The 20,010-nt window shown below is 32.3% G+C and carries 19 protein-coding genes; 13 read left to right on the forward strand and 6 right to left on the reverse strand.

Features of this window, described 5'->3' with window-relative positions:
* The first annotated feature begins 87 nt into the window (after positions 1-87).
* The gene (locus AC2D6V_RS14045; protein ID WP_484649302.1) at positions 88-762 is read left to right on the forward strand and encodes a DUF2490 domain-containing protein; all 675 of its coding nucleotides are present in this window, start codon (positions 88-90) and stop codon (positions 760-762) included.
* A gap of 23 nt (positions 763-785) precedes the next feature.
* Here AC2D6V_RS14045 and rlmF read toward each other — a convergent pair whose 3' ends face one another.
* Both rlmF and AC2D6V_RS14055 read right to left on the reverse strand, forming a co-directional pair.
* Positions 786-1,709 (reverse strand): 23S rRNA (adenine(1618)-N(6))-methyltransferase RlmF, encoded by a 924-nt coding sequence (rlmF, locus tag AC2D6V_RS14050; protein WP_484649542.1) that lies wholly within the window; start codon positions 1,707-1,709, stop codon positions 786-788.
* On the reverse strand, positions 1,687-3,093 hold the full coding sequence (locus AC2D6V_RS14055; RefSeq protein ID WP_484649304.1) for an MATE family efflux transporter: 1,407 nt from the start codon (positions 3,091-3,093) through the stop codon (positions 1,687-1,689). The genes rlmF and AC2D6V_RS14055 overlap by 23 nt, the downstream gene beginning before the upstream one ends.
* Positions 3,094-3,289: 196 nt before the next feature.
* Between AC2D6V_RS14055 and AC2D6V_RS14060 the strand changes: the two genes are divergently transcribed.
* The gene (locus tag AC2D6V_RS14060; protein ID WP_484649306.1) at positions 3,290-3,946 is read left to right on the forward strand and encodes an HAD family hydrolase; all 657 of its coding nucleotides are present in this window, start codon (positions 3,290-3,292) and stop codon (positions 3,944-3,946) included.
* Here AC2D6V_RS14060 and AC2D6V_RS14065 read toward each other — a convergent pair.
* From AC2D6V_RS14065 to AC2D6V_RS14080, 4 genes are all read right to left on the reverse strand, one after another.
* Entirely contained in the window at positions 3,943-4,095 is a 153-nt protein-coding gene (locus AC2D6V_RS14065; protein WP_484649308.1) for a hypothetical protein, read from the reverse strand. The genes AC2D6V_RS14060 and AC2D6V_RS14065 overlap by 4 nt on opposite strands.
* 2 nt (positions 4,096-4,097) lie before the next feature.
* On the reverse strand, positions 4,098-4,538 hold the full coding sequence (gene mscL, locus AC2D6V_RS14070) for a large conductance mechanosensitive channel protein MscL (protein WP_484649310.1): 441 nt from the start codon (positions 4,536-4,538) through the stop codon (positions 4,098-4,100).
* A gap of 81 nt (positions 4,539-4,619) precedes the next feature.
* Positions 4,620-7,805, reverse strand: coding sequence for a cytochrome c biogenesis protein (locus AC2D6V_RS14075; RefSeq protein ID WP_484649312.1), 3,186 nt, complete (start codon positions 7,803-7,805; stop codon positions 4,620-4,622).
* 147 nt (positions 7,806-7,952) lie between these two features.
* On the reverse strand, positions 7,953-8,354 hold the full coding sequence (locus AC2D6V_RS14080) for a group III truncated hemoglobin (protein ID WP_484649314.1): 402 nt from the start codon (positions 8,352-8,354) through the stop codon (positions 7,953-7,955).
* A gap of 152 nt (positions 8,355-8,506) precedes the next feature.
* Here AC2D6V_RS14080 and AC2D6V_RS14085 point away from each other — a divergent pair, with 152 nt between their 5' ends.
* The 11 genes from AC2D6V_RS14085 (at position 8,507) to AC2D6V_RS14135 (ending at position 19,823) form a co-directional block, all read left to right on the forward strand.
* Entirely contained in the window at positions 8,507-9,274 is a 768-nt protein-coding gene (locus tag AC2D6V_RS14085) for a Rossmann-like and DUF2520 domain-containing protein (protein ID WP_484649316.1), read from the forward strand.
* Positions 9,255-9,785 (forward strand): KdsC family phosphatase, encoded by a 531-nt coding sequence (locus AC2D6V_RS14090; RefSeq protein ID WP_484649318.1) that lies wholly within the window; start codon positions 9,255-9,257, stop codon positions 9,783-9,785. The genes AC2D6V_RS14085 and AC2D6V_RS14090 overlap by 20 nt, the downstream gene beginning before the upstream one ends.
* 17 nt (positions 9,786-9,802) lie before the next feature.
* The gene (locus AC2D6V_RS14095; RefSeq protein WP_484649320.1) at positions 9,803-10,129 is read left to right on the forward strand and encodes a hypothetical protein; all 327 of its coding nucleotides are present in this window, start codon (positions 9,803-9,805) and stop codon (positions 10,127-10,129) included.
* A gap of 12 nt (positions 10,130-10,141) precedes the next feature.
* Positions 10,142-11,056, forward strand: coding sequence for a geranylgeranylglycerol-phosphate geranylgeranyltransferase (locus tag AC2D6V_RS14100; RefSeq protein ID WP_484649322.1), 915 nt, complete (start codon positions 10,142-10,144; stop codon positions 11,054-11,056).
* A complete protein-coding gene (locus AC2D6V_RS14105) occupies positions 11,056-11,649 on the forward strand; it encodes a Maf family nucleotide pyrophosphatase (RefSeq protein WP_484649324.1) in 594 nt (197 codons plus the stop codon). The genes AC2D6V_RS14100 and AC2D6V_RS14105 overlap by 1 nt, the downstream gene beginning before the upstream one ends.
* A 29-nt stretch (positions 11,650-11,678) precedes the next feature.
* The gene (locus AC2D6V_RS14110) at positions 11,679-12,623 is read left to right on the forward strand and encodes a septum formation inhibitor Maf (RefSeq protein ID WP_484649327.1); all 945 of its coding nucleotides are present in this window, start codon (positions 11,679-11,681) and stop codon (positions 12,621-12,623) included.
* Between the two features lie 51 nt (positions 12,624-12,674).
* Entirely contained in the window at positions 12,675-13,217 is a 543-nt protein-coding gene (locus AC2D6V_RS14115; protein WP_484649329.1) for a mechanosensitive ion channel domain-containing protein, read from the forward strand.
* Positions 13,218-13,250: 33 nt separating this feature from the next.
* Positions 13,251-14,318 carry a magnesium/cobalt transporter CorA gene (gene corA, locus AC2D6V_RS14120; RefSeq protein WP_484649331.1) on the forward strand — a complete coding sequence of 356 codons (1,068 nt, stop codon included), beginning with the start codon at positions 13,251-13,253 and terminating at the stop codon, positions 14,316-14,318.
* An 85-nt stretch (positions 14,319-14,403) separates the two neighbouring features.
* Complete coding sequence (locus AC2D6V_RS14125; RefSeq protein ID WP_484649332.1) at positions 14,404-16,926, forward strand: PIG-L family deacetylase; 2,523 nt, start codon at positions 14,404-14,406, stop codon at positions 16,924-16,926.
* 118 nt (positions 16,927-17,044) lie between these two features.
* Positions 17,045-18,868: a sodium:solute symporter family protein gene (locus tag AC2D6V_RS14130; protein ID WP_484649334.1), complete on the forward strand. Its 1,824-nt coding sequence runs from the start codon at positions 17,045-17,047 to the stop codon at positions 18,866-18,868.
* The gene (locus AC2D6V_RS14135) at positions 18,837-19,823 is read left to right on the forward strand and encodes a Gfo/Idh/MocA family protein (protein WP_484649336.1); all 987 of its coding nucleotides are present in this window, start codon (positions 18,837-18,839) and stop codon (positions 19,821-19,823) included. Before AC2D6V_RS14130 ends, AC2D6V_RS14135 begins: the two co-directional genes overlap by 32 nt.
* Positions 19,824-20,010 lie beyond the last annotated feature (187 nt).

Consider the following 20,010-nt stretch of genomic DNA (forward strand, 5'->3'; position numbering starts at 1 on the left):
CTCCTTTTATCTTAATACTAATTAAATATTTAGATTTACAAATTGCAAGTTCTAAATAATATTTACCCAATTCAAACTAGTTACGCCATGAAGTATGCAATCACTACATTCGTACTTTTCTTAACGCTTGTTACCAACTCGCAATCATCTCCTGAAGACAAATTAGGAGCTTGGTATGAATTGGGAATTAATCACAAAATTTCAGAAAAAGCCAGTATCGATACCTACACACAAGTATGGTTATATGAAATTAACGATAACTTTAACTTCTTTCTATTAAAAACAGGGTACAATTATAACTTTAATTCAAAATTTAAAGGAAGCTTATATTTGGCATATTCTGATTTTGATAGTAACATAAATACCAGTTCACCACACACCTACGAAAAACGAATAACCGAACAAATTAGTTTCAAACATAAATTAAACAAAATACCATTAGAGCACAGATTAAGGTTAGAGCATCGCTTCTTTAGTAAATTTGATTCTAAACCAAAAGTAGCAAGAATGCGTTATCGTCTAGGAACTAAATTTAATTTAAGCGAAACCTTATTTGCTCGTTTAAATAACGAGCTTTTATTAACCCCAAAGTTAAGTAATACAGGAGAAAACAGATTTTATGTTGGTTTAGGTTTTAATATTTCAAAATCTAATAATATTCAACTAGGATATATGAATAGAAATACTTCTAATAAAGAAAACTTACATAGGGTACAAGTTGGTGTATTTTTTAAAACTGATTTAATGAAAAAGAAAGGATAACCATATCAAAAACTCTAATTGCATTAATCATTATAAGTCCAAGCAACCATACGAGACACTTTATTTCCTTGCGCCATATTAATAACTTTTACGGTTTTAGCACCTAACTTTTTGAGTGAAATCTGCATGCCTCTTACAAGTTCTTTTTTTGAAACCAATGTTGTAAACCAAATACATTGATTTTTAATCAGCGAACTTTCATATAAATAATTATGAAGAAAAGCTTTCTCACCACCTTTATACCATAATTCATTTTGAGTGCCTGAAAAATTTCTGATAGGATTGTCATTATCCTCATTCAATCCTTTTAATTTTCTTTTTGTGGCTTCTATAGCTTCTTGCTCCGATTTAAAGAACGGCGGATTACATATGGAAATTGAAAATGAATCATTTTCACTTAAAACACCTTTAAATATTTGAGACGCATCTTTTTGATGCCTTAATAAAATTGAATCGGTCAGTTGATTATTAATAATAATATTCTTAGCATTTTCTAAAGACGTTTTATCTATATCTGTACCAATAAATTTCCATCCATATTCGGCATTACCTAAAAGCGGATAAATACTAGTCGCGCCTGTTCCAATATCTAAAACTTCAATATTCTTGTCAATCCCAAAAGATTTTAATAAATCTGCTATATGATGAATATAATCAACCCGCCCAGGTATTGGAGGACACAAATTAACGTCTGGAAAATTCCAATGGTTAATACCATAATGTTTAACTAAAAGTGCTGAATTTAATGCTTTAACAGCTTTTGGGTTTGCGAAGTCTATGGTTCTCTTCTCATATTTATTTACAAATACAAAAGGCAATAAATCTGGATAGACCGAGCATAAATCATCTAAATCATACCCCGATTTGTGTTTGTTTTTTGGATGAAAGTTTTGATTATTTCTGATGATTTTAAATTTTTTTATATTATACTTCCACCCTTTTCCAATGCCCTTTTTTAAACCAAATAATAGCGATAAAGGTCATTAACAACTCTCCTAACGCAACTGCCCAAAACACACCAGCAGGACCATAATCAAAAGTAATGGCCGCAATATACGCAAACGGTAATTGCAGTAACCAAAAGCTAACAAAGTTAATATAAGTAGGTGTTTTGGTATCGCCTGCACCATTAAATGCATTAAGAACAATCATACCAAAACCATAAAAAATAAACGGTGCAGTCATAATGCGTAAACACAAGCTACCATATTTTACAACATCGGGTGTTTCATTAAATATCTCAATAATTTGTGGTGCAAAAACAAGATATAAAATAGAAACTGCACCCATAAAAATAGAGCAATATTTTGAAGTTATCCAAACCGATTGTTCTGCACGTTCTGGTTTTTTCGCTCCCAAATTTTGCCCAACTAAAGATGCTGCTGCACTACTCATTCCCCATGCCGGCATCAATGAAAATAGCATCACACGAATGGCAATGGTATAACCCGCAAGTACTTCGCTTCCAAACTCACTTATAATTCTCATTAAAAAAACCCAACTTGTGGTACCTATCAAAAATTGGCCAATTCCTCCAAGCGACACTTTAATTAAATTAAGCATTACCCCTACACGAATAATGAGATCCTTAACACCAATTTTTATTTTACTATAACCGTAAAACAAAATCGCTAATTGAAATAACACTGCTGTACCGCGTCCAATGGTAGTCGCAATAGCTGCTCCTTCAACTCCATAAGCAGGAATAGGTCCGAATCCAAAAATAAATATCGGATCCAAAATTATATTTAATCCATTTGATAAAATTAAAACCCACATCGAGATAGAAGCTTCTCCTGTTCCTCTAAATATGGCATTAATTAAAAACAATAACATTATAGTAATGTTACCGCCTAGAAGCACTTTAGTATAACCGTAACCCTCTTCTATTAAATCTGGTTCTGCTCCCATCAAGCTTAAAAGTTCTTTCGGGTATATAATACCTATTACACTAACTATTGCAGCGACAAATACACCCAAAAATATAACTTGAACTGCTGCATTTGACGCGCCATTTAAATCTTTTTCTCCCACACGCCTAGCAACAATTGCTGTTGCAGCAATACTCAAGCCAATGGCCACCGCATAAATTAAAGTAATGACAGATTCGGTTAAACCTATGGTTGCAACAGCATTTACACTTATTTGCGATACATACATGATATCAACAAGTGCAAAAATAGATTCCATAAGCATTTCAAGAATCATAGGAATTGCTAACATGAATACTGCACGCCTTATACTTCCAGATGTAAACTCTTGTTGCTTACCTGTTACGGCAATTTTAAAATATTGAATGAATTGTTTTAAAGAAATTTTACTTGATTGCATTTTGAATTTGTTAAATTTTAAACATTGCTAAATGCTTAAAACACCTAACGTTTGTTTTGTTCGAGACAATCTCAATACTGGCCGGAATTCAAATTATACAATCATAGGTAACAAATATGACAATTTTAATTAAAACCACAAAATGTTCATAGGCTAAGAATGCCTATTATTTTATCTTCGTCAAAAATTTTAAACAATGTTAAGAGTCGTTATTTTCGATATGGATGGTGTTATTATAGATAGTGAACCTATGCATAATAAAGCCTATCATGATATGTTTGATGAAATTGGCATTACTGTTTCAACTGAACTATATGAGTCGTTTACAGGTCAATCTACTATTAACATATGTAAACGCTTATGTGACCATTTTCGATTGGTAGAATCTCCAGAAATATTAGTAGCTCTAAAACGGAAACATTATAAACGTTTTTTTGAAAGTAATTCGGAGCTAGGGTTGATTGATGGCGTTTTAGATTTAATAAAAGATTATCATAGCAACGGTTTAACTTTAGTCGTTGCTTCATCTGCAGCAATGACGAGTATCAATCAAATTTTTGATCGTTTTGATTTAAACAAATATTTCGTTGCAAAATTAAGTGGTGGTGATTTAAAAGAATCTAAACCTCATCCAGAAATTTTCATAAAAGCTGCTGAAGCCACTGGTTTTAATAGAGACGAATGTATTGTAATTGAAGATTCAACCAACGGCATTGAAGCTGCAAAAGCTGCAGGTATATTTTGTGTTGGTTATGACAGCTTTCATTCTAAAAATCAAGATTATAGTAAAGCTGATATGGTTATTAAAAGTTTTAAGGAGATTGGGTTTAGTAAAACCATAAATATGTTTTAATCTTTCTCAGCCTTTGACTTCAAAATAATTTCTTTCAGCCGTTCTTTTCTTAATGTTTCTTCAGCCTTCTTTTTGTTTTTCTTTTGAGACATTAATTTAGAATGCTTTGCCTTGTTTTTGGTGTTTTTTTCTCGTCCTGTTTTAGCCATGTCTATTTAGATTTCAACAGGGCATTTTGTTCTTCCATTAGTTCATTCAGCTTAGTTAATAATTCTATATCCTTGGGTGTTGCGACTGTTCTATCCTGGGTATCTTGTGCTTTATTACGTAGTCGATTCATAAACTTTACAACTATAAAAACGGTAAATCCAATAATAATAAAATCTAAAAAAGCTTCGCCCAAAGCGCCATAACCTATAGCAATTTCATCGGTCATAACAGTTCCTGAAATATCGGTTACGGCTTCTTTTAAAATAATACATTTATCTTGAAAATTAACTCCATCGGTTAATAATGACAATGGTGGAAGAAACACCTTTTTAACCATGACATCGATAACTTTATTGAAAGATGCACCAATAATAATACCAATGGCCATATCCATCATATTACCTTTTACTGCGAACTCCTTAAATTCTTTGAATAGCTTCATGTGTAAATATTTTAGTAATGAAAGCCAAAATTAACACAAATGAAGTTTATAAATAAAAAGAATAATAAAATGTTTAGTAATTTACTTCTGGTAATGTTTAGTATATCCTCTATAAGCAAAGAAACCTAAAATTGCAAAAATAGCGCAGGCAATGCTTATAAATTTAACACTCACTATTTGGTCGCCACTTGCATAACTATGTAATCCTGCTAAATAGAAGTTTACTCCAAAATACGTCATAAGAATACTTGCGAAAGCCACAATTGACATTAAATTATAAAACCAGCGACTACGCAGCCCTGGAACCAGACGCATGTGTATAACAAAAGCATAAATCATGATACTAATCAGTGCCCAAGTCTCTTTAGGATCCCAGCCCCAATATCGCCCCCAACTTTCATTAGCCCACATACCACCTAAAAAGTTACCTATGGTTAGCATAACAAGACCAACAGTTAATGCCATTTCATTTATAATGGTAAGCTCTTTTATATTCAAAGCCATTTTTTGTTTATTCTTCTGATTTGTAAAAATCATGAGTAATAAACTAACAACTCCCAAAATCATTCCTAAGGTAAAAGGTCCATAACTCGCCACAATAACTGCTACATGTATCATTAGCCAATAGCTATTTAATACTGGCTGTAGATTTGCAATAGCTGGATCCATCCAATTCCAATGTGCAATCATTAAAATCATTGCTGTTACAAAAGCAGTTGAAGCTATGGTTAAATCACTTTTTCTACCGAATCCTAGTCCAAAAAACATTGTTGCCCAAGCCACATAAATCATAGATTCATAGGCATCACTCCAAGGTGCGTGACCAGAAATATACCAGCGAACAATTAACCCAGCTGTATGTAATAAAAACAACCCTAGAATCACAAATTTGAAAACCGTAACTGAGATATTTAAAACTTTACTTGAGTCATTAAATATTTGAACAATGAGCAGAATAAACAATAAACTTCCTGCGTACAAGTACCAACTAAATAGCTTTTTGAAAATATCATATTTGTTGTAGAGTACTTCAGTTTTAACTTTATCATCGCTAAGCATTACTTCTCCCCCATAACGATGCTGCGTTTTTTTGAATGCAGCTAAAAGTTTTTCGGTTTCATTATAGTCACCAGATTGTTTTGCTTGATTAAGCGTAAACAGATAAGCTCTAAAACCATTTTTTATAAAATTTCCATAGAGTGAATCGTTAACTTCATAATTATCGTGTCGATAATCGTAAGTCGATATCCATTTGTTATTTTCATCTTCAGGAATAGGGAATATTTTTAAAGACATTCCTTCAATAGTATTATAAAGTAGGTTTACACGTTGGTCGGTTTCTTTAAACTCCTTCTGAAATCCATTAGGCACTTGTGCTTTGTAGGCTTCATCTAAAAAAGGAGTTAACTTGTATTCGCCCTTATCTGAAAAGAAATCTGCAAGCCGCACATATTTCTCTTCTTTTGAAACACCAATTAGATTTCGAATAGAGTCTCCTTTTTTCGGTTTTAAATAAATGATTGGCACATTGTACCAAAGCATCGGACTTTCTTGTATAGATAAAAACACTTGGTTAGCATCAAAATCTGCATAGGTATCGTGCTTACTAAGTTTACGCAACATTTCTGAAGCATAGGTGTTTACAGGCATCATTCGTCCACTTAAATCTTGAATAACTAAATGTCCAAATTTATTAGCATGTTCCTTAGGCGTAATATTCGCTTTTAATATAGAATCTATTTGAGCCTTACTAGGTTTTGAGTGATCATGCCCATCGTTTGCAGAATGCTCTTGTGCTACAGCCTGCATTCCAAAACATAATAGCATTATAGTAAGTAATTTTGCTTTCTTCTTTTTAACCTTTTCTAATTGGTTTTTTAAATCGCCAAAACGCGAATGCTTTGAAAACAAAATAGCCATTAAACCAAAATAGAGCATAAAATAGCCTATGTAAGTAATTAAAGTTCCCCAATAATCATGATTTACAGAAAGTACTGTTCCTTTCTCATCGGGATCGAAACTAGATTGAAAGAAACGATATCCTCCATGATCTAAAATATTATTCATAAATATTTTATAATCGTAATCCGCTTCCTTTTCATCAATAACTGTAACTTCACTTGAATAAGCCGAATATCCTCTTTCGGTGCCTGGATAACGTTCTGCTTCAAAATCGTTAAGCTTTATTGAGAATGGCAACTCTAATACTTTTGAACCATATCTGAAAGCAAAATCTAATCCGCCTATTTTAACTTGTTTATACGGATTATTAATTCCTTTTCCTCCAAGTAAGCCGACTCTTTTAGTTTCATCATTTGCAGTAACTTTTAATACAACACCATCTTCATCATTCTTAAGTATTTGTGATTTCTGAACCACATCAAAAACACCCTTAACTACAGGTTTTGGAAATACCATTTGCATATTACCAATTATGTAACGAGATCGTAAAACCAGTGGTTGAATACTATCTTTGACCAACTTACCTTGAACTCTGGTTGCCATAGTCATAAATTCTCCTTCAAATGGCGAATTAATTAAAAGCGACTCGTTAGAATAAGTAATATTAATTGCACCTTCAGTTGGTTTATTTAATGCGAAAAGAATATTATGAATACTTTGCACTTGCCCAACTTTCAAGAAATGATTATGTGGACCACTACCTCCTGCTTCAACAATTTTGAGGTATTCTTCACCATTATCATTTGGAACAATATCTTCTTCAGCACCTTTTATAAACTTTTCTAATTCAATAGAAATTGGTTGCTTATTATAGTCTGTTCCAACTTTAAAATCGTTATCCAAACGTGCCGAGAAATCGACTTCGGTTTCTAAATAACGTTGTTGTAATTGCCCATCAATTTCGTAATCACCAACAATTTGAGCAGTTAGATATGTTTTTTGAGATAGAAAGGCATTCTCTGTAGCACCCTCTCGAATAGCCATCATCCCCTCAAAACTCGCATAGCGTGTTATAAACGCACCTAAAAGAATAAAAATAAATGACAGATGCAATATGAATGTTGCCCACTTTTCCTTCTTGTAAAGTCTGAACCTAAAAACATTTCCTGTGAAATTAATAATGAAAAAAACCATGATTGCTTCGAACCACCACGCATTATAAATTAAGTTTCTAGTATAAGGTGTTGGCGATGTTTCTTGTCCAGCATCAAGAATTGTTCCTGTTGCCATAGCTGCTGCAAAGACAATAAATAAGAAAGCAGTAAGTCTGGTAGAAAAGAAAATATTAGCAAGTCTTTTTTTCATAATTACAACCCAATTTTAAGGTCGTGCAAATTTAGGGATTTATGTTTGTTTTTAGGTGTTAAAGTGCTGGAAAAGTTTGAAGTTGGAAGACGGAAGTTCGAAGACTGTTTACTGAGGATTGAGACCGAAACTGAGACTGAAGACTTCCTACTGAGATCTTGCTTCAAATATTTTTAAATACAAAAAGGTTCCCATTTTTCTGGCGCGTCTTTTAGCATTTTCAGCATAATCACCTTCAAAGAGTTCATCGATAGTTTGAAACCAGAGATTTAACCACAAGCCAAAATGTAATTCGGTAATACTATTGTTGTTTTCTTTATCTACTTTCACATGAGCTTCCAAAGGATCTCCATGATACTTATGTTCCAATTTTTGCGTCATAAATAAACTTGTTTCCCAAAATGTGGTTAATTTATCTAAATGCGCATCCCAATCATTAATCACATCGTTAAAGAAAGGACCTAAAACGCCATCAATCCTTACTTTTTTGTAGAAAGACGAGACTAACAAAAAAACATCCTCTCTTGTTTTTATATCCTTTTTTTTCATCTGTATAAATTTTATTGTTTTTACATCATCTGTCAGATGTAATTCACAATTAAACATCTTCGCTAGTATCAAGATTTGTTATGGCTCATTTCATAATAACAAAGATAAGGCAATAGGTTTTTAAATATGGTTTTATTACCTATTTTAGCAGTATGGTTTCAGTTGTCATTCTTGGCGCAGGCAATGTTGCGACACACTTATTTAAGGCTTTTAAAGAATCTGATAATATTTCTGTAATTCAATGGTTTAACAGAAGTATTGATTACATAAAACAGTACCAAAACGAGGTTGCTATTACAGATGATTTATCATTACTAAAAGATGCCGATGTCTATATTTTGGCCGTTAGTGATGATGCTATTGCACCTCTTTCTATACAATTGCCATTAAAAGATAAATTAGTGGTACATACTTCTGGAAGTGTGAATGTTTATGACCTAGACAGGAAACACAAACGTGGTGTTTTTTATCCTTTGCAAACCTTTAGCAAGCATGCTAAAATGGATTTTTCTAATGTCCCCATTTGTATTGAAACTATCAATAAATCTGATTATCCCATTCTAAAGGAGCTCGCCTTGAGTATTGGAAGCCCTCTAAAAAAGGTAAATAGTGATCAACGACGCGTTTTACATTTAGCTGCGGTTTTTGTGAATAATTTTACAAACCAGCTGTATCGAGTTGGTCATGAAATAACTGAAAGCCAAGGAGCAGAATTCGATTTATTAAAACCACTTATTTTGGAGACTGCTAGGAAAATTCAAGACATATCTCCTTATGCGGCACAAACAGGACCAGCCAAGCGCAATGATAAAAAAACGATTAAAAAGCACTTGAAAACTTTAGAAAGCAAACATCATAAAGACATTTATCAGCTCTTAACAAGTTCAATACAACAAACCCATGGAAGAAAAAAGTTATAAAGAATACCTCAATCATATCACAACATTTATTTTTGATGTTGATGGTGTATTAACCGATGGAACAGTTCATATTACTGCTACTGGAGACATGTTAAGAACCATGAACATAAAAGATGGTTACGCCCTTAAAACCGCAGTTGATATGGGTTATAATGTTTGTATTATTTCGGGTGGATCAAATGAAGGTGTTCGAGTCCGTTTAAAAGGTTTAGGGATTGCAGATATTTATCTTGGTGCTCACAATAAAATTGAACAACTAGATGACTATTTCAGTAAAAAAGGCATAAAATCGGAAAACGTATTATACATGGGTGATGATATTCCAGATTATCCAGTTATGAAAGGTATTGGTTTACCTTGTTGTCCACAGGATGCTGTTCCAGAAATTAAAAATATTTCAAAATACGTGTCTCACAAAAAAGGTGGCAAAGGTGCGGTGCGCGACGTAATTGAACAGGTATTAAAAGTTCAAGGTAAATGGAGTGGTAATTTCAATGCAAAATATGATTAGTAGGTAGTTTAAATTTAGTGGAAAGACGAAAAAGAAGACATAACACAGGATTTGGATATATTGGCTTTGGTAATAGCCACGCTGTTTTTAATCAAAGTTCCAACAAAGCTTTTTCTGTTTTAAAAGATAAACTTAATGAGGAAACCCATTATCATTACAAACTTAACTTCTTACACAAAGAACTTTCCAAAACTGAAAGAGAAGCCATAAAAACTAAAATAAGAAAAGCCGAAAAACGAAAGTTTGTTCAGACCCTAATTCTTACTGTTTTAGTGCTTTTTATAATCATAGTTACTTTTCGAGAATATGTATTGTACTCGATTGATAATAGATCCAACTTTTAAAAATCAACATACTTGAGCATCCTTAATATTATTCGTTGGAAAAATTTATTAATGATTGCTTTAGTGCAACTACTTATTAAATATGCTTTATTAGAACCGTTTGGGGTAAGCACTAGTTTGAATGGTCTTGAAATTTCAATCTTAATAATAGCTACCATTTGCATTGCTGCTGCTGGTAATATTATAAACGACATAAATGATATTGAAACGGATGCTATAAACAAACCGAATAAGATAATTGTTGGTAAAAACATTTCAGAAAAAACCGCTTATAATCTGTTTATTATTTTTAATGTTACTGGAGTTGGCTTAGGATTTTACCTGTCCCATTTAGTTGGAAAAAGTGCCTTCTTTTCACTATTTGTAATAGTTTCTGTATTACTTTATGTTTATGCCACTTATTTAAAACGCACACTTTTAGTAGGTAATATCATTATATCTATTCTTATAGCATTAAGCCTTATTTTTGTTGGCATATTTGAATTACTTCCATCAATAACAACTTTAAATAGACAAACGCAATTAACGTTTTTCAAAGTAATACGTGATTACGCTATGTTTGCTTTCATCATTAATTTACTTAGAGAAATAGCAAAGGACATTGAAGATATAGATGGCGATTACAAAACAGGAATGAACACTTTACCTATCGCTATTGGCAGAGAACGCGCCAAAAATGTTTTAATTATTTTAAACTTTATACCATTACTTGGAATCATCTATTATATTAATTCAAGCCTATACAAACAACCTATTGCAGTTGGTTACTTTTTGTTATTAATTGTCGGCCCATTAATTTATAATTCTATTAAACTATTCACAGCTAAAACTAAAAACGATTTTCATCATATAAGCAGTATTTATAAATTAATCATGCTTTTCGGGATGCTTTCTTTACTTTTATACAAGTTTGTAATTCTAAATTAATGCTCAAAGAAAAACTAAAAAATCATCATATTATTTTAGCTTCAGGTTCTCCTAGAAGGCAAGAGTTTTTCAAAAATTTGGACTTAGATTTTGAAGTGCGACTAAAACCAGTAAAAGAAGAATATCCAAACAGATTGACTCATTTTGAAATAAGCAACTACTTAGCACAATTAAAAGCATTACCTTTTAAAGAAGAATTAAAACCAAAAGACATTCTAATAACAAGTGACACCATTGTTTGGCATAATAATAAAGCTTTAGGTAAGCCAAGAGATGAAAATGAGGCGTTCAGTATTTTAAAATCTTTAAGTAACGCTACCCATGAAGTTATTACTTCTGTTTCTTTTACTACACTTAGTTTTGAAAAGACACTTCATAACATAACAAACGTAACTTTTAAAGAATTATCTAATGAAGAAATTTGGCACTACATAAACACTTTTAAGCCTTATGATAAAGCTGGGGCATATGGTATTCAAGAATGGATAGGGCAAATTGGTGTTACTAAAATAGAAGGCTCTTATTTTAATGTTATGGGATTACCAATTGATGTTGTTTACAAAACGTTAAACACCATTGCAGAATCCTATTAGCTTCGTAACTTTAATACTAAAATAACGCTATGAAAAAAATTATTAAAGCCGAATTAATCTTATGGGCAATCATTGGCTTTTTGATGTTACTCGCTTCTTGTAAACATAAAGAACAGTCCCAAGTCATTGCAATTAATTCAAATAATACAATAGAAATTGAAAAGGTTTATAATAAAAAGGATCTTCCGCAAGAATTTAAAGATTATTGGTATGCAGGAGAAGCCGAAATATCTTCTTATAAATTAGAACAAGCACGTTACGGAGAAATAAGAGAAGGAACAGCTGTATTAATTTATGTGACTGAAGATTTTTTGCCAAATGCACAAGTAAAAGCGGATGGCAGAAATAATAGTAATATTCCTGTGCTAAAATTAAATGCCACAAAAAAATTTAACACTGGTATTTATCCCAATTCCATAATGCAGAGTACCTTCTACCCTGTTTCAAACAACATACATGCTATAAAAATATCCAGCTCCATGCAAGAATGGTGTGGTCATGTATATATACAACTAAACAATAGAGATAAATTTGAATTGATGTCTCATTCGTATTTTGAGGGAGAAGCTGATAAAAATATACAGATAGAAAAATCGATTTTAGAAAATGAATTATGGACGCAACTGCGCATTAACCCTAAGTCTTTACCTGTTGGAAATTTAAATATAATTCCTTCCTTCGAATATACTAGACTGCGACACATACCTATAAAAGCTTATAAAGCATCTGCTACTTTAAAAGAGAATACTTACACAATAAGCTACCCAGAATTGAATAGAATTTTATCTATTATTTTCAACAACAATTTTCCTTACGAGGTGCTCAGTTGGGAAGAGACGTTTAAAAGTGGTTTCGGATCTAGCACTAAAGTTTTAACCACTAAAGCAACTAAAATTAAAACCATAAAATCTGCCTACTGGCAAAAGAATAGTAACGAAGATGAAATTCTTAGGCAAACACTTAAATTAAACTAATTTATTTTCATTTTGCGTGTATCTTTGTATGAAACTTTAATCTAAAAAATTATGTTTTTCAGCAGCTATCAAAATGAGCTTGTTATATCAGGAATTGTAATTATTTCATTGCTTATAATTAGGTTTATCACGCATTTTACCATCACTAAGGTCGCAAAAAAAAATGGTATAAATGATGCTAGAATAAGGCTTATACGTCGTTATGTAACGGTGACTCTTTTTTTAATTGCCATGATTATTGAAGCGTTTGTTTTTGGAGCTCAGTTTAAGGACTTAGCTGTTGTGTTTTCTTCTGTTTTTGCTATTATAGGAATTGCACTTTTTGCTATTTGGTCTATATTAAGCAACGTAACATCAGGCATCATAATGTTTTTCAACTTTCCTTATAAAGTGGGCGACAAAATTAACATCCATGATAATGATTTTCCTGTTGACGCCATTATTGAAGATATTCGAGCTTTTCAATTACACCTTCGCTTAGATAATGGTAATTTAGTGACTTACCCTAACAATTTAATGCTTCAAAAAGCTGTAACTCTAGTTAAAAAAGACGCTATTGAAGATATCGATGAAGACGATGAAAAAGCTGTTTAAATATTACCTATATTTAAGGGTATTAATTTTTTAATGGCTAGAAAACGTGTATATAGATCAAAAAAGAAATTAGGACAAGCTCCTGGAAGTGTAATTTACACTGGAGAACGTTCTAAAGAAAAACTATCTATTGAAACTTTTGACTACAGTAAGGAGCATTGTTTAGAAAAAGAATTACACGATATACATGAGAGCTTTGAATATAAATTAACAGATTCCACTACTTGGATTAATTTAAATGGTTTAAATCACGTAGCCGACATCGAAAAACTAGGTAGTCATTACGAATTGCATCCGTTGGTTCTTGAAGACATTGTAAATATATCCCAGCGCCCAAAAATTGATGAATATGACAACTATATTTTTGTTGTTTTAAAGATGCTATATTATGATATCGATCAAAATATTGTTTCCGAACAAGTTAGTTTCATACTTGGTAAAAACTATGTTATTTCTTTTCAAGAATCAGAAGGTGATGTGCTTGATTCAGTTAGAACAAGAATAAGACAAGCTAAAGGACGCGTGCGCCAAATGCAAGCGGATTATTTACTTTACGTTTTAATTGATGCCATAGTCGATCACTATTTTAGTGTCATTGAAATTTTAGGTGATAAAATTGAAGATTTTGAAACGGCAATATTCTCTGGCGATGTTAATGACGACACAAGTAAAAACATTCAGAATTTAAAGCGCGAAATATTACGGGTTCGTCGCGCCATTTTTCCACTTCGCGAAGTTATCAGTCGTATTGAAAAAAGTGACAATACACTTATCAATAAGAAAACAATAACCTATTATCGCGATGTTTACGATCATTTAATTCAAGTATCTGAAAACATTGACATTTATCGTGAAATGATTTGGAGTCTAATGGATATGTATATGACTACCATTAGCAACAAAATGAATGAAGTCATGAAAGTACTTACCATTATGGCTTCCATTTTTATTCCTTTAACTTTTATTGCTGGAATCTACGGTATGAATTTTAATTATATCCCAGAACTTCAGTTTAAATACGGGTATTTTGCAATTTGGGGTGTGATGATTATTATATTTATAGGAATGATTTACTTCTTCAAGAGAAAGAATTGGTTGTAAATAAGTTTAAGTTAAAGAAACATTAAAAGCCAACCAACCCTTTCATAACTTTCCTATATTTGGTTTTTAGCTAACTAAAAACCGTATGCAAAGACAGCTTCTTTACTTTTTTATATTAGTTTTTACGCTTACTATTCAAGCCCAAAAACCTAAAACACCTTCTTCTTCAGAAATTTACGAGTCCATTCAAAAACTTAATTTCCTAGGTTCTGTTTTATACGTTGCTGCACATCCAGATGATGAAAATACTCGACTAATTTCATACATGTCTAACCATGTAAAAGCAAGAACAGCTTATTTATCTTTAACGCGAGGTGATGGTGGACAAAACTTAATTGGTCCAGAGATTAGAGAACTTTTAGGTGTTATTAGAACACAAGAATTATTAGCAGCAAGACGTATTGACGGTGGTGAACAAATGTTTACAAGAGCTAACGATTTTGGTTACTCCAAACACCCGGACGAGACCTTAGAAATCTGGAACAAAGACCAAGTACTTAGCGACGTCGTATTAGCCGTTAGAAGATTTAAACCAGACGTTATTATTAATAGATTCGATCATAGAACACCAGGTCGCTCACATGGACACCATACTACTTCTGCCATGCTAAGTGTAGAAGCTTTTGATCTCGCTAACGACAAGTCCGCTTATGCAAATCAACTAAAACAAACAAGCCTTTGGCAACCAAAACGCTTGTTTTATAATACGAGTTGGTGGCGTTATGGCAGCAGAGAAGAATTCGATAAAGTTGACAAAAGCAATATGCTTAGTTTCGATATTGGCACGTATTATCCGCTTAAGGGTTTATCAAATAACGAAGTTGCTTCTCTGGCAAGTAGCCAACATTTATGTCAAGGTTTTGGTCGTTTGACTCAAAGAGGATCGCAACAAGAGTATATCGAATTTTTAATAGGAGAGCCTTTAGCCGAGGATAAAGATATTTTTGCTGGAATTGATACATCATGGAATCGTATTCAAGGAGGAAAAGTGATTGGCTACATTTTGAATACTATTGAAAACAACTTCAATTTTAAAAACCCTTCTGTACACGTCCCACAATTAATTGAAGCTTATAAATTACTCCAGAATATTGATAACGAGCATTGGAAAAATCAAAAAACAAAAGAACTAATTTCAATTATTGAAATGTGCTCTGGGCTTTATTTAGAAGCTTCGGCAGAATCCAACTGGGCAACTCAAAATGAAACTATAGGATTGAATATTGAAGTACTTAATAGGAGTGAACTACCTATAACTTTAGTGAGCTTTGATAATGATAGTAGTTTAAATATCTCAAAGCAGATCACACTTGAAAATAATGTTAAGTATCCTTTTAAAGAAGTTTTAAAAATTGGTAATGACGCCGAACCAACAACACCTTACTGGTTAACAAATAAAGGATCTCTTGGAATGTATCAGGTTAACAACACTGCTTTAATTGGCCTACCTGAAACACCTAGAAGCCACAAAATAAACTTTAATCTACTTATACATAATACGCCTTTTACGATTACCAAACCTATTTTGCAGCGCTACTCAAAACCAGATAAGGGTGAATTATATCGTCCTTTTGAAATTATTCCAGAAGTGTCTGCGAAAATCACAGAAAAAGTTATCATTTTAGATAATGATAATCAACGCGATATCGAAGTCATTGTAAAAGCTGGACGCGATAATTTAGAAGGTTCTGTAGAAGTCTGTCACCCGAATGATTGGAACGTGTATCCTAAGCAACAAAAAATAAATATAGCCAATAAAGGAGAAGAGCAAACATTAATATTTACTGTTATTCCTCCTAAAAATCAAAGTGAAGGATTTATTAGTCCTATTGTTCATATTAACGATAATAATTACACAAAAGAGCTCATTGAAATTAACTATGAGCACATTCCATTTCAAACAGTTTTATTACCTAGTGAAAGCAAAATTGTACGCTTAGATATTAAAAAGAAAGGTGAAAACATTGCATATATTCAAGGTGCTGGAGATGTTGTTCCCGAGAGTCTTAAACAAATTGGCTATAATGTTCGTATTCTAAAACCAGATGAAATTGACACAGAAACTTTAAGTAGATTCGATGCTGTAGTTCTTGGAATTAGAGCTTATAATATAGTTGAGAATTTAAATTTTAGACAAAAAATACTTTTTGATTTTGTTGCTGAAGGTGGTAATATGATAGTGCAATACAATACAAGTCATCGTGTTAAAGTTGATGATTTGGGACCATTTGACATTAAACTTTCTAGAGACCGAGTTACCGATGAAAACGCTGAAATTCGTTTTTTAAATCCAGGACATCCTGTTTTAAATTTTCCCAATAAAATAACTCAAAAAGATTTTGAAGGTTGGACACAAGAACGAGGCTTATATTTCCCAAATGAATGGGATGATGCCTATACTCCTATCCTTTCCATGAACGATAAAGGAGAATCTGCCAAAGATGGAAGTTTACTCGTCGCTCAACATGGAAAGGGCTACTACATCTATACAGGATTAAGCTTTTTCAGGGAATTTCCTGCGGGTGTTTCTGGAGCATATAGACTTTTTGCAAATATGCTATCTATTGGAAAAGAAGAGTTTAAAACAGAAGCCAAACTAAACGACTAATTTATGACTAAAGACCAACAACCAAAACAACCTTGGCTTAAACTATACTCGATAGTGTTAATAGCCAATGCGCTTTACATTTTAGTGTTTTATTTTATAATGAAATGGTTTTAAAATTATGCAAACATTAAATTGGATTGATTGGGTTGTTTTACTCGTTACACTACTTACTATTGTTGGCTATGGTACTTGGAAAACCAGAGGTAGTAAAAGCGTTCAAGATTATGTTAAAGGAGGCAATACAACACGTTGGTGGACTATAGGCTTATCGGTTATGGCTACTCAAGCGAGTGCCATTACTTTTTTATCTACAACGGGTCAAGCATTTTCGGACGGGATGGGTTTTGTTCAATTTTACTTTGGACTTCCAATTGCTATGGTAATAATTTGCTTAGTATTTATACCATTATATCATCGTCTAAAAGTGTATACGGCTTATGAGTTTTTAGAAAACCGATTCGACTTAAAAACAAGAAGCCTTACTGCTATCTTATTTTTAATACAACGTGGATTAGCAGCTGGAATTACCATATTTGCTCCCGCAATCATTTTATCGGTAGTTTTAGGTTGGAATATTACGTATCTAAATATTGTTATCGGTATTTTAGTTATCATTTATACGGTTTCAGGAGGAACCAAAGCAGTAACAGTAACGCAAAAACAGCAAATGTTTGTCATTTTCGCTGGAATGCTAGCCGCATTATTTATTATTTTAAACTTAATTCCAGAAGATGTTTCATTTACTAAGGCTCTAGACATTGCTGGAGCTAGTGGAAGAATGGAGGTTTTAGACTTTTCTTTCGATTTAGAAAATAGATATACCGTTTGGTCAGGCTTAATTGGAGGCACCTTTCTGGCTCTTGCTTATTTTGGTACCGACCAAAGTCAAGTACAGCGATATCTTTCAGGTAAGTCCATGAAGCAAATGCAAATGGGCTTAATATTTAATGGCTTATTAAAAGTACCTATGCAATTCTTTATTTTACTCGTAGGTATCATGGTATTTGTGTTTTATCAATTTAATCCTGCGCCTTTAAACTTTATAGATTCTTCTACTCAAAAAGTTTTGGCATCGGAATATTCGCAACAATACCAAGACCTTCAAGAACGGCAAAATGTACTTTTTAATAAAAAGAAAGCTTTAAGTATTCAACTATCTAAGAGTGAAAATAACAACTTAAGAAAAGACATATTTGTATTAGATAGCATCGAAAAAACACATCGATTGGAGTCTAAATATTTAATTAAAAGAGCTATTGATACTGCGTATGCTAATAAATATGATAGATTAAATTCTGAATTACTAGCTTTTAAAGAGAATAATAGTAACGCCTATAATGATAAAAAAGCTGAAATAAAAGACTGGTATAAAGAAGCTTCTAAAGACACACAAACTAATGATAGAGATTATATGTTTATTACATTTATTCTCAAATATCTACCCAAAGGTCTTATAGGTTTGCTCCTTGCTGTAATACTCTCTGCCGCCATGTCATCAACTGCTTCAGAGATAAATGCATTGGCCACTATTACATCAATAGATTTATACGGAAGAAATTTAAAAGAAGAAAAAGATGAACAGCATATGGTTAAAGCAACAAAAGTATTCACGCTTATTTGGGGAATTGTTGCTATAATTATTGCCTGTTTCGCTAACCTTGCTGAAAATTTAATACAATTAGTTAATATTATTGGATCCATATTTTATGGCAATGTTTTGGGTATTTTTCTATTAGCTTTTTTCTTTAAATTCATTAAGGGTAATGCTGTTTTTATAGCAGCTTTAATTACACAAGTAATAGTTTTAATTGGTTGGTGGTACGATTGGATGCCATACTTATGGCTTAATTTATTTGGTTGTATTTTAGTTATTTTTATCGCTATTATTATCCAACCGTTTTATAAAAATCATGACCAAACAACCCTCAAAGAAAATAATTAACTGGGGCATTATAGGATTAGGCAACATTGCACATAAATTTGCACAGGACTTATTAAAAGTTGATGATGCTAAGTTGTATGCAGTTGCATCGCGTTCACAAGAAAAAGCTAATACTTTTGCTTCAAACTATAATGCTGAAAAATGGTATTCTAGTTATGAAGCCTTAGCAAACGACCCAAATATTGATGCTGTTTATATAGCAACTCCACATACGTTCCATAAAGAAAACACCTTACTTTGTTTAGAAAATGGCATTGCGGTATTATGTGAAAAACCTTTTGCTATGGATGCTGAGGAAGTAACCGCAATGATTTCAGTTGCAAAACAAAAGAATATTCTTTTAATGGAAGCGTTATGGACATACTTCCTGCCCCATTATCAATACGTTTTAAAAGAAATAAAGAACAAGACTTACGGCAACCTATTAAATCTTGAAGCCGATTTTGGATTTTACAGAGCTTTTGATAATTCATCCAGGTTATTTAATAAATCCTTAGGCGGTGGTAGTTTGTTAGATATTGGCATCTATCCCATTTTTGCAGCACTATCTGCTTTTGGAAAGCCGCAAAATATTGAAGCAACTGCTACTTACTTTAAAAATGGAGCTGACTCCTCTTGTGATATAGTTTTTGAATATGATAACAGTATGACAGCTTATTTAAAAAGTACACTATTAGAAGATACTCCAGGTGAGGCCATTTTTTATTGTGAAAAAGGTACCATAAAAATAAATGGCGGTTTTCACGGGCCAACAACGGTTACTGTTATATCCCAAGGTAAAAGCAATACAATAGATTTCAATTACCAAACCAATGGATATAGCTACGAGATAATTCATTTTAATAACTTACTACGCCAAGGAAAATCTGAGAGTGATATTATGACTTTCAAATTTAGTTTGCTACTTATCGAAACTCTCGATAAGGTTCGAAACATAATTAATCTTCATTACTAATCCTTAAAAAGTCTAGTTTTTATTACTTTATGTTAATTTTATTTGTCTATATGTAAAGTTTATTTTACTTTTGATTTATCAATCACATAAATCAACATGTGCTGAATTTATTTCAGTATTTTAAAACGAACAGTTATGAAATGCCTAATAATAACTTTTAAAAAGTAATACAATTTAAAAAGGCATT

The organism is Algibacter sp. YIN40 (assembly GCF_057219435.1).

Bases quoted from the DNA above. Each gene is read 5' to 3' on its own strand.
- AC2D6V_RS14045 (WP_484649302.1), top strand. From the start codon at position 88: ATGAAGTATGCAATCACTACATTCGTACTTTTCTTAACGCTTGTTACC.
- AC2D6V_RS14055 (WP_484649304.1), bottom strand. From the start codon at position 3,093: ATGCAATCAAGTAAAATTTCTTTAAAACAATTCATTCAATATTTTAAA.
- AC2D6V_RS14060 (WP_484649306.1), top strand. From the start codon at position 3,290: ATGTTAAGAGTCGTTATTTTCGATATGGATGGTGTTATTATAGATAGT.
- AC2D6V_RS14065 (WP_484649308.1), bottom strand. From the start codon at position 4,095: ATGGCTAAAACAGGACGAGAAAAAAACACCAAAAACAAGGCAAAGCAT.
- mscL (WP_484649310.1), bottom strand. From the start codon at position 4,538: ATGAAGCTATTCAAAGAATTTAAGGAGTTCGCAGTAAAAGGTAATATG.
- AC2D6V_RS14075 (WP_484649312.1), bottom strand. From the start codon at position 7,805: ATGAAAAAAAGACTTGCTAATATTTTCTTTTCTACCAGACTTACTGCT.
- AC2D6V_RS14080 (WP_484649314.1), bottom strand. From the start codon at position 8,354: ATGAAAAAAAAGGATATAAAAACAAGAGAGGATGTTTTTTTGTTAGTC.
- AC2D6V_RS14085 (WP_484649316.1), top strand. From the start codon at position 8,507: ATGGTTTCAGTTGTCATTCTTGGCGCAGGCAATGTTGCGACACACTTA.
- AC2D6V_RS14090 (WP_484649318.1), top strand. From the start codon at position 9,255: ATGGAAGAAAAAAGTTATAAAGAATACCTCAATCATATCACAACATTT.
- AC2D6V_RS14105 (WP_484649324.1), top strand. From the start codon at position 11,056: ATGCTCAAAGAAAAACTAAAAAATCATCATATTATTTTAGCTTCAGGT.
- AC2D6V_RS14110 (WP_484649327.1), top strand. From the start codon at position 11,679: ATGAAAAAAATTATTAAAGCCGAATTAATCTTATGGGCAATCATTGGC.
- AC2D6V_RS14115 (WP_484649329.1), top strand. From the start codon at position 12,675: ATGTTTTTCAGCAGCTATCAAAATGAGCTTGTTATATCAGGAATTGTA.
- corA (WP_484649331.1), top strand. From the start codon at position 13,251: ATGGCTAGAAAACGTGTATATAGATCAAAAAAGAAATTAGGACAAGCT.
- AC2D6V_RS14125 (WP_484649332.1), top strand. From the start codon at position 14,404: ATGCAAAGACAGCTTCTTTACTTTTTTATATTAGTTTTTACGCTTACT.
- AC2D6V_RS14130 (WP_484649334.1), top strand. From the start codon at position 17,045: ATGCAAACATTAAATTGGATTGATTGGGTTGTTTTACTCGTTACACTA.
- AC2D6V_RS14135 (WP_484649336.1), top strand. From the start codon at position 18,837: ATGACCAAACAACCCTCAAAGAAAATAATTAACTGGGGCATTATAGGA.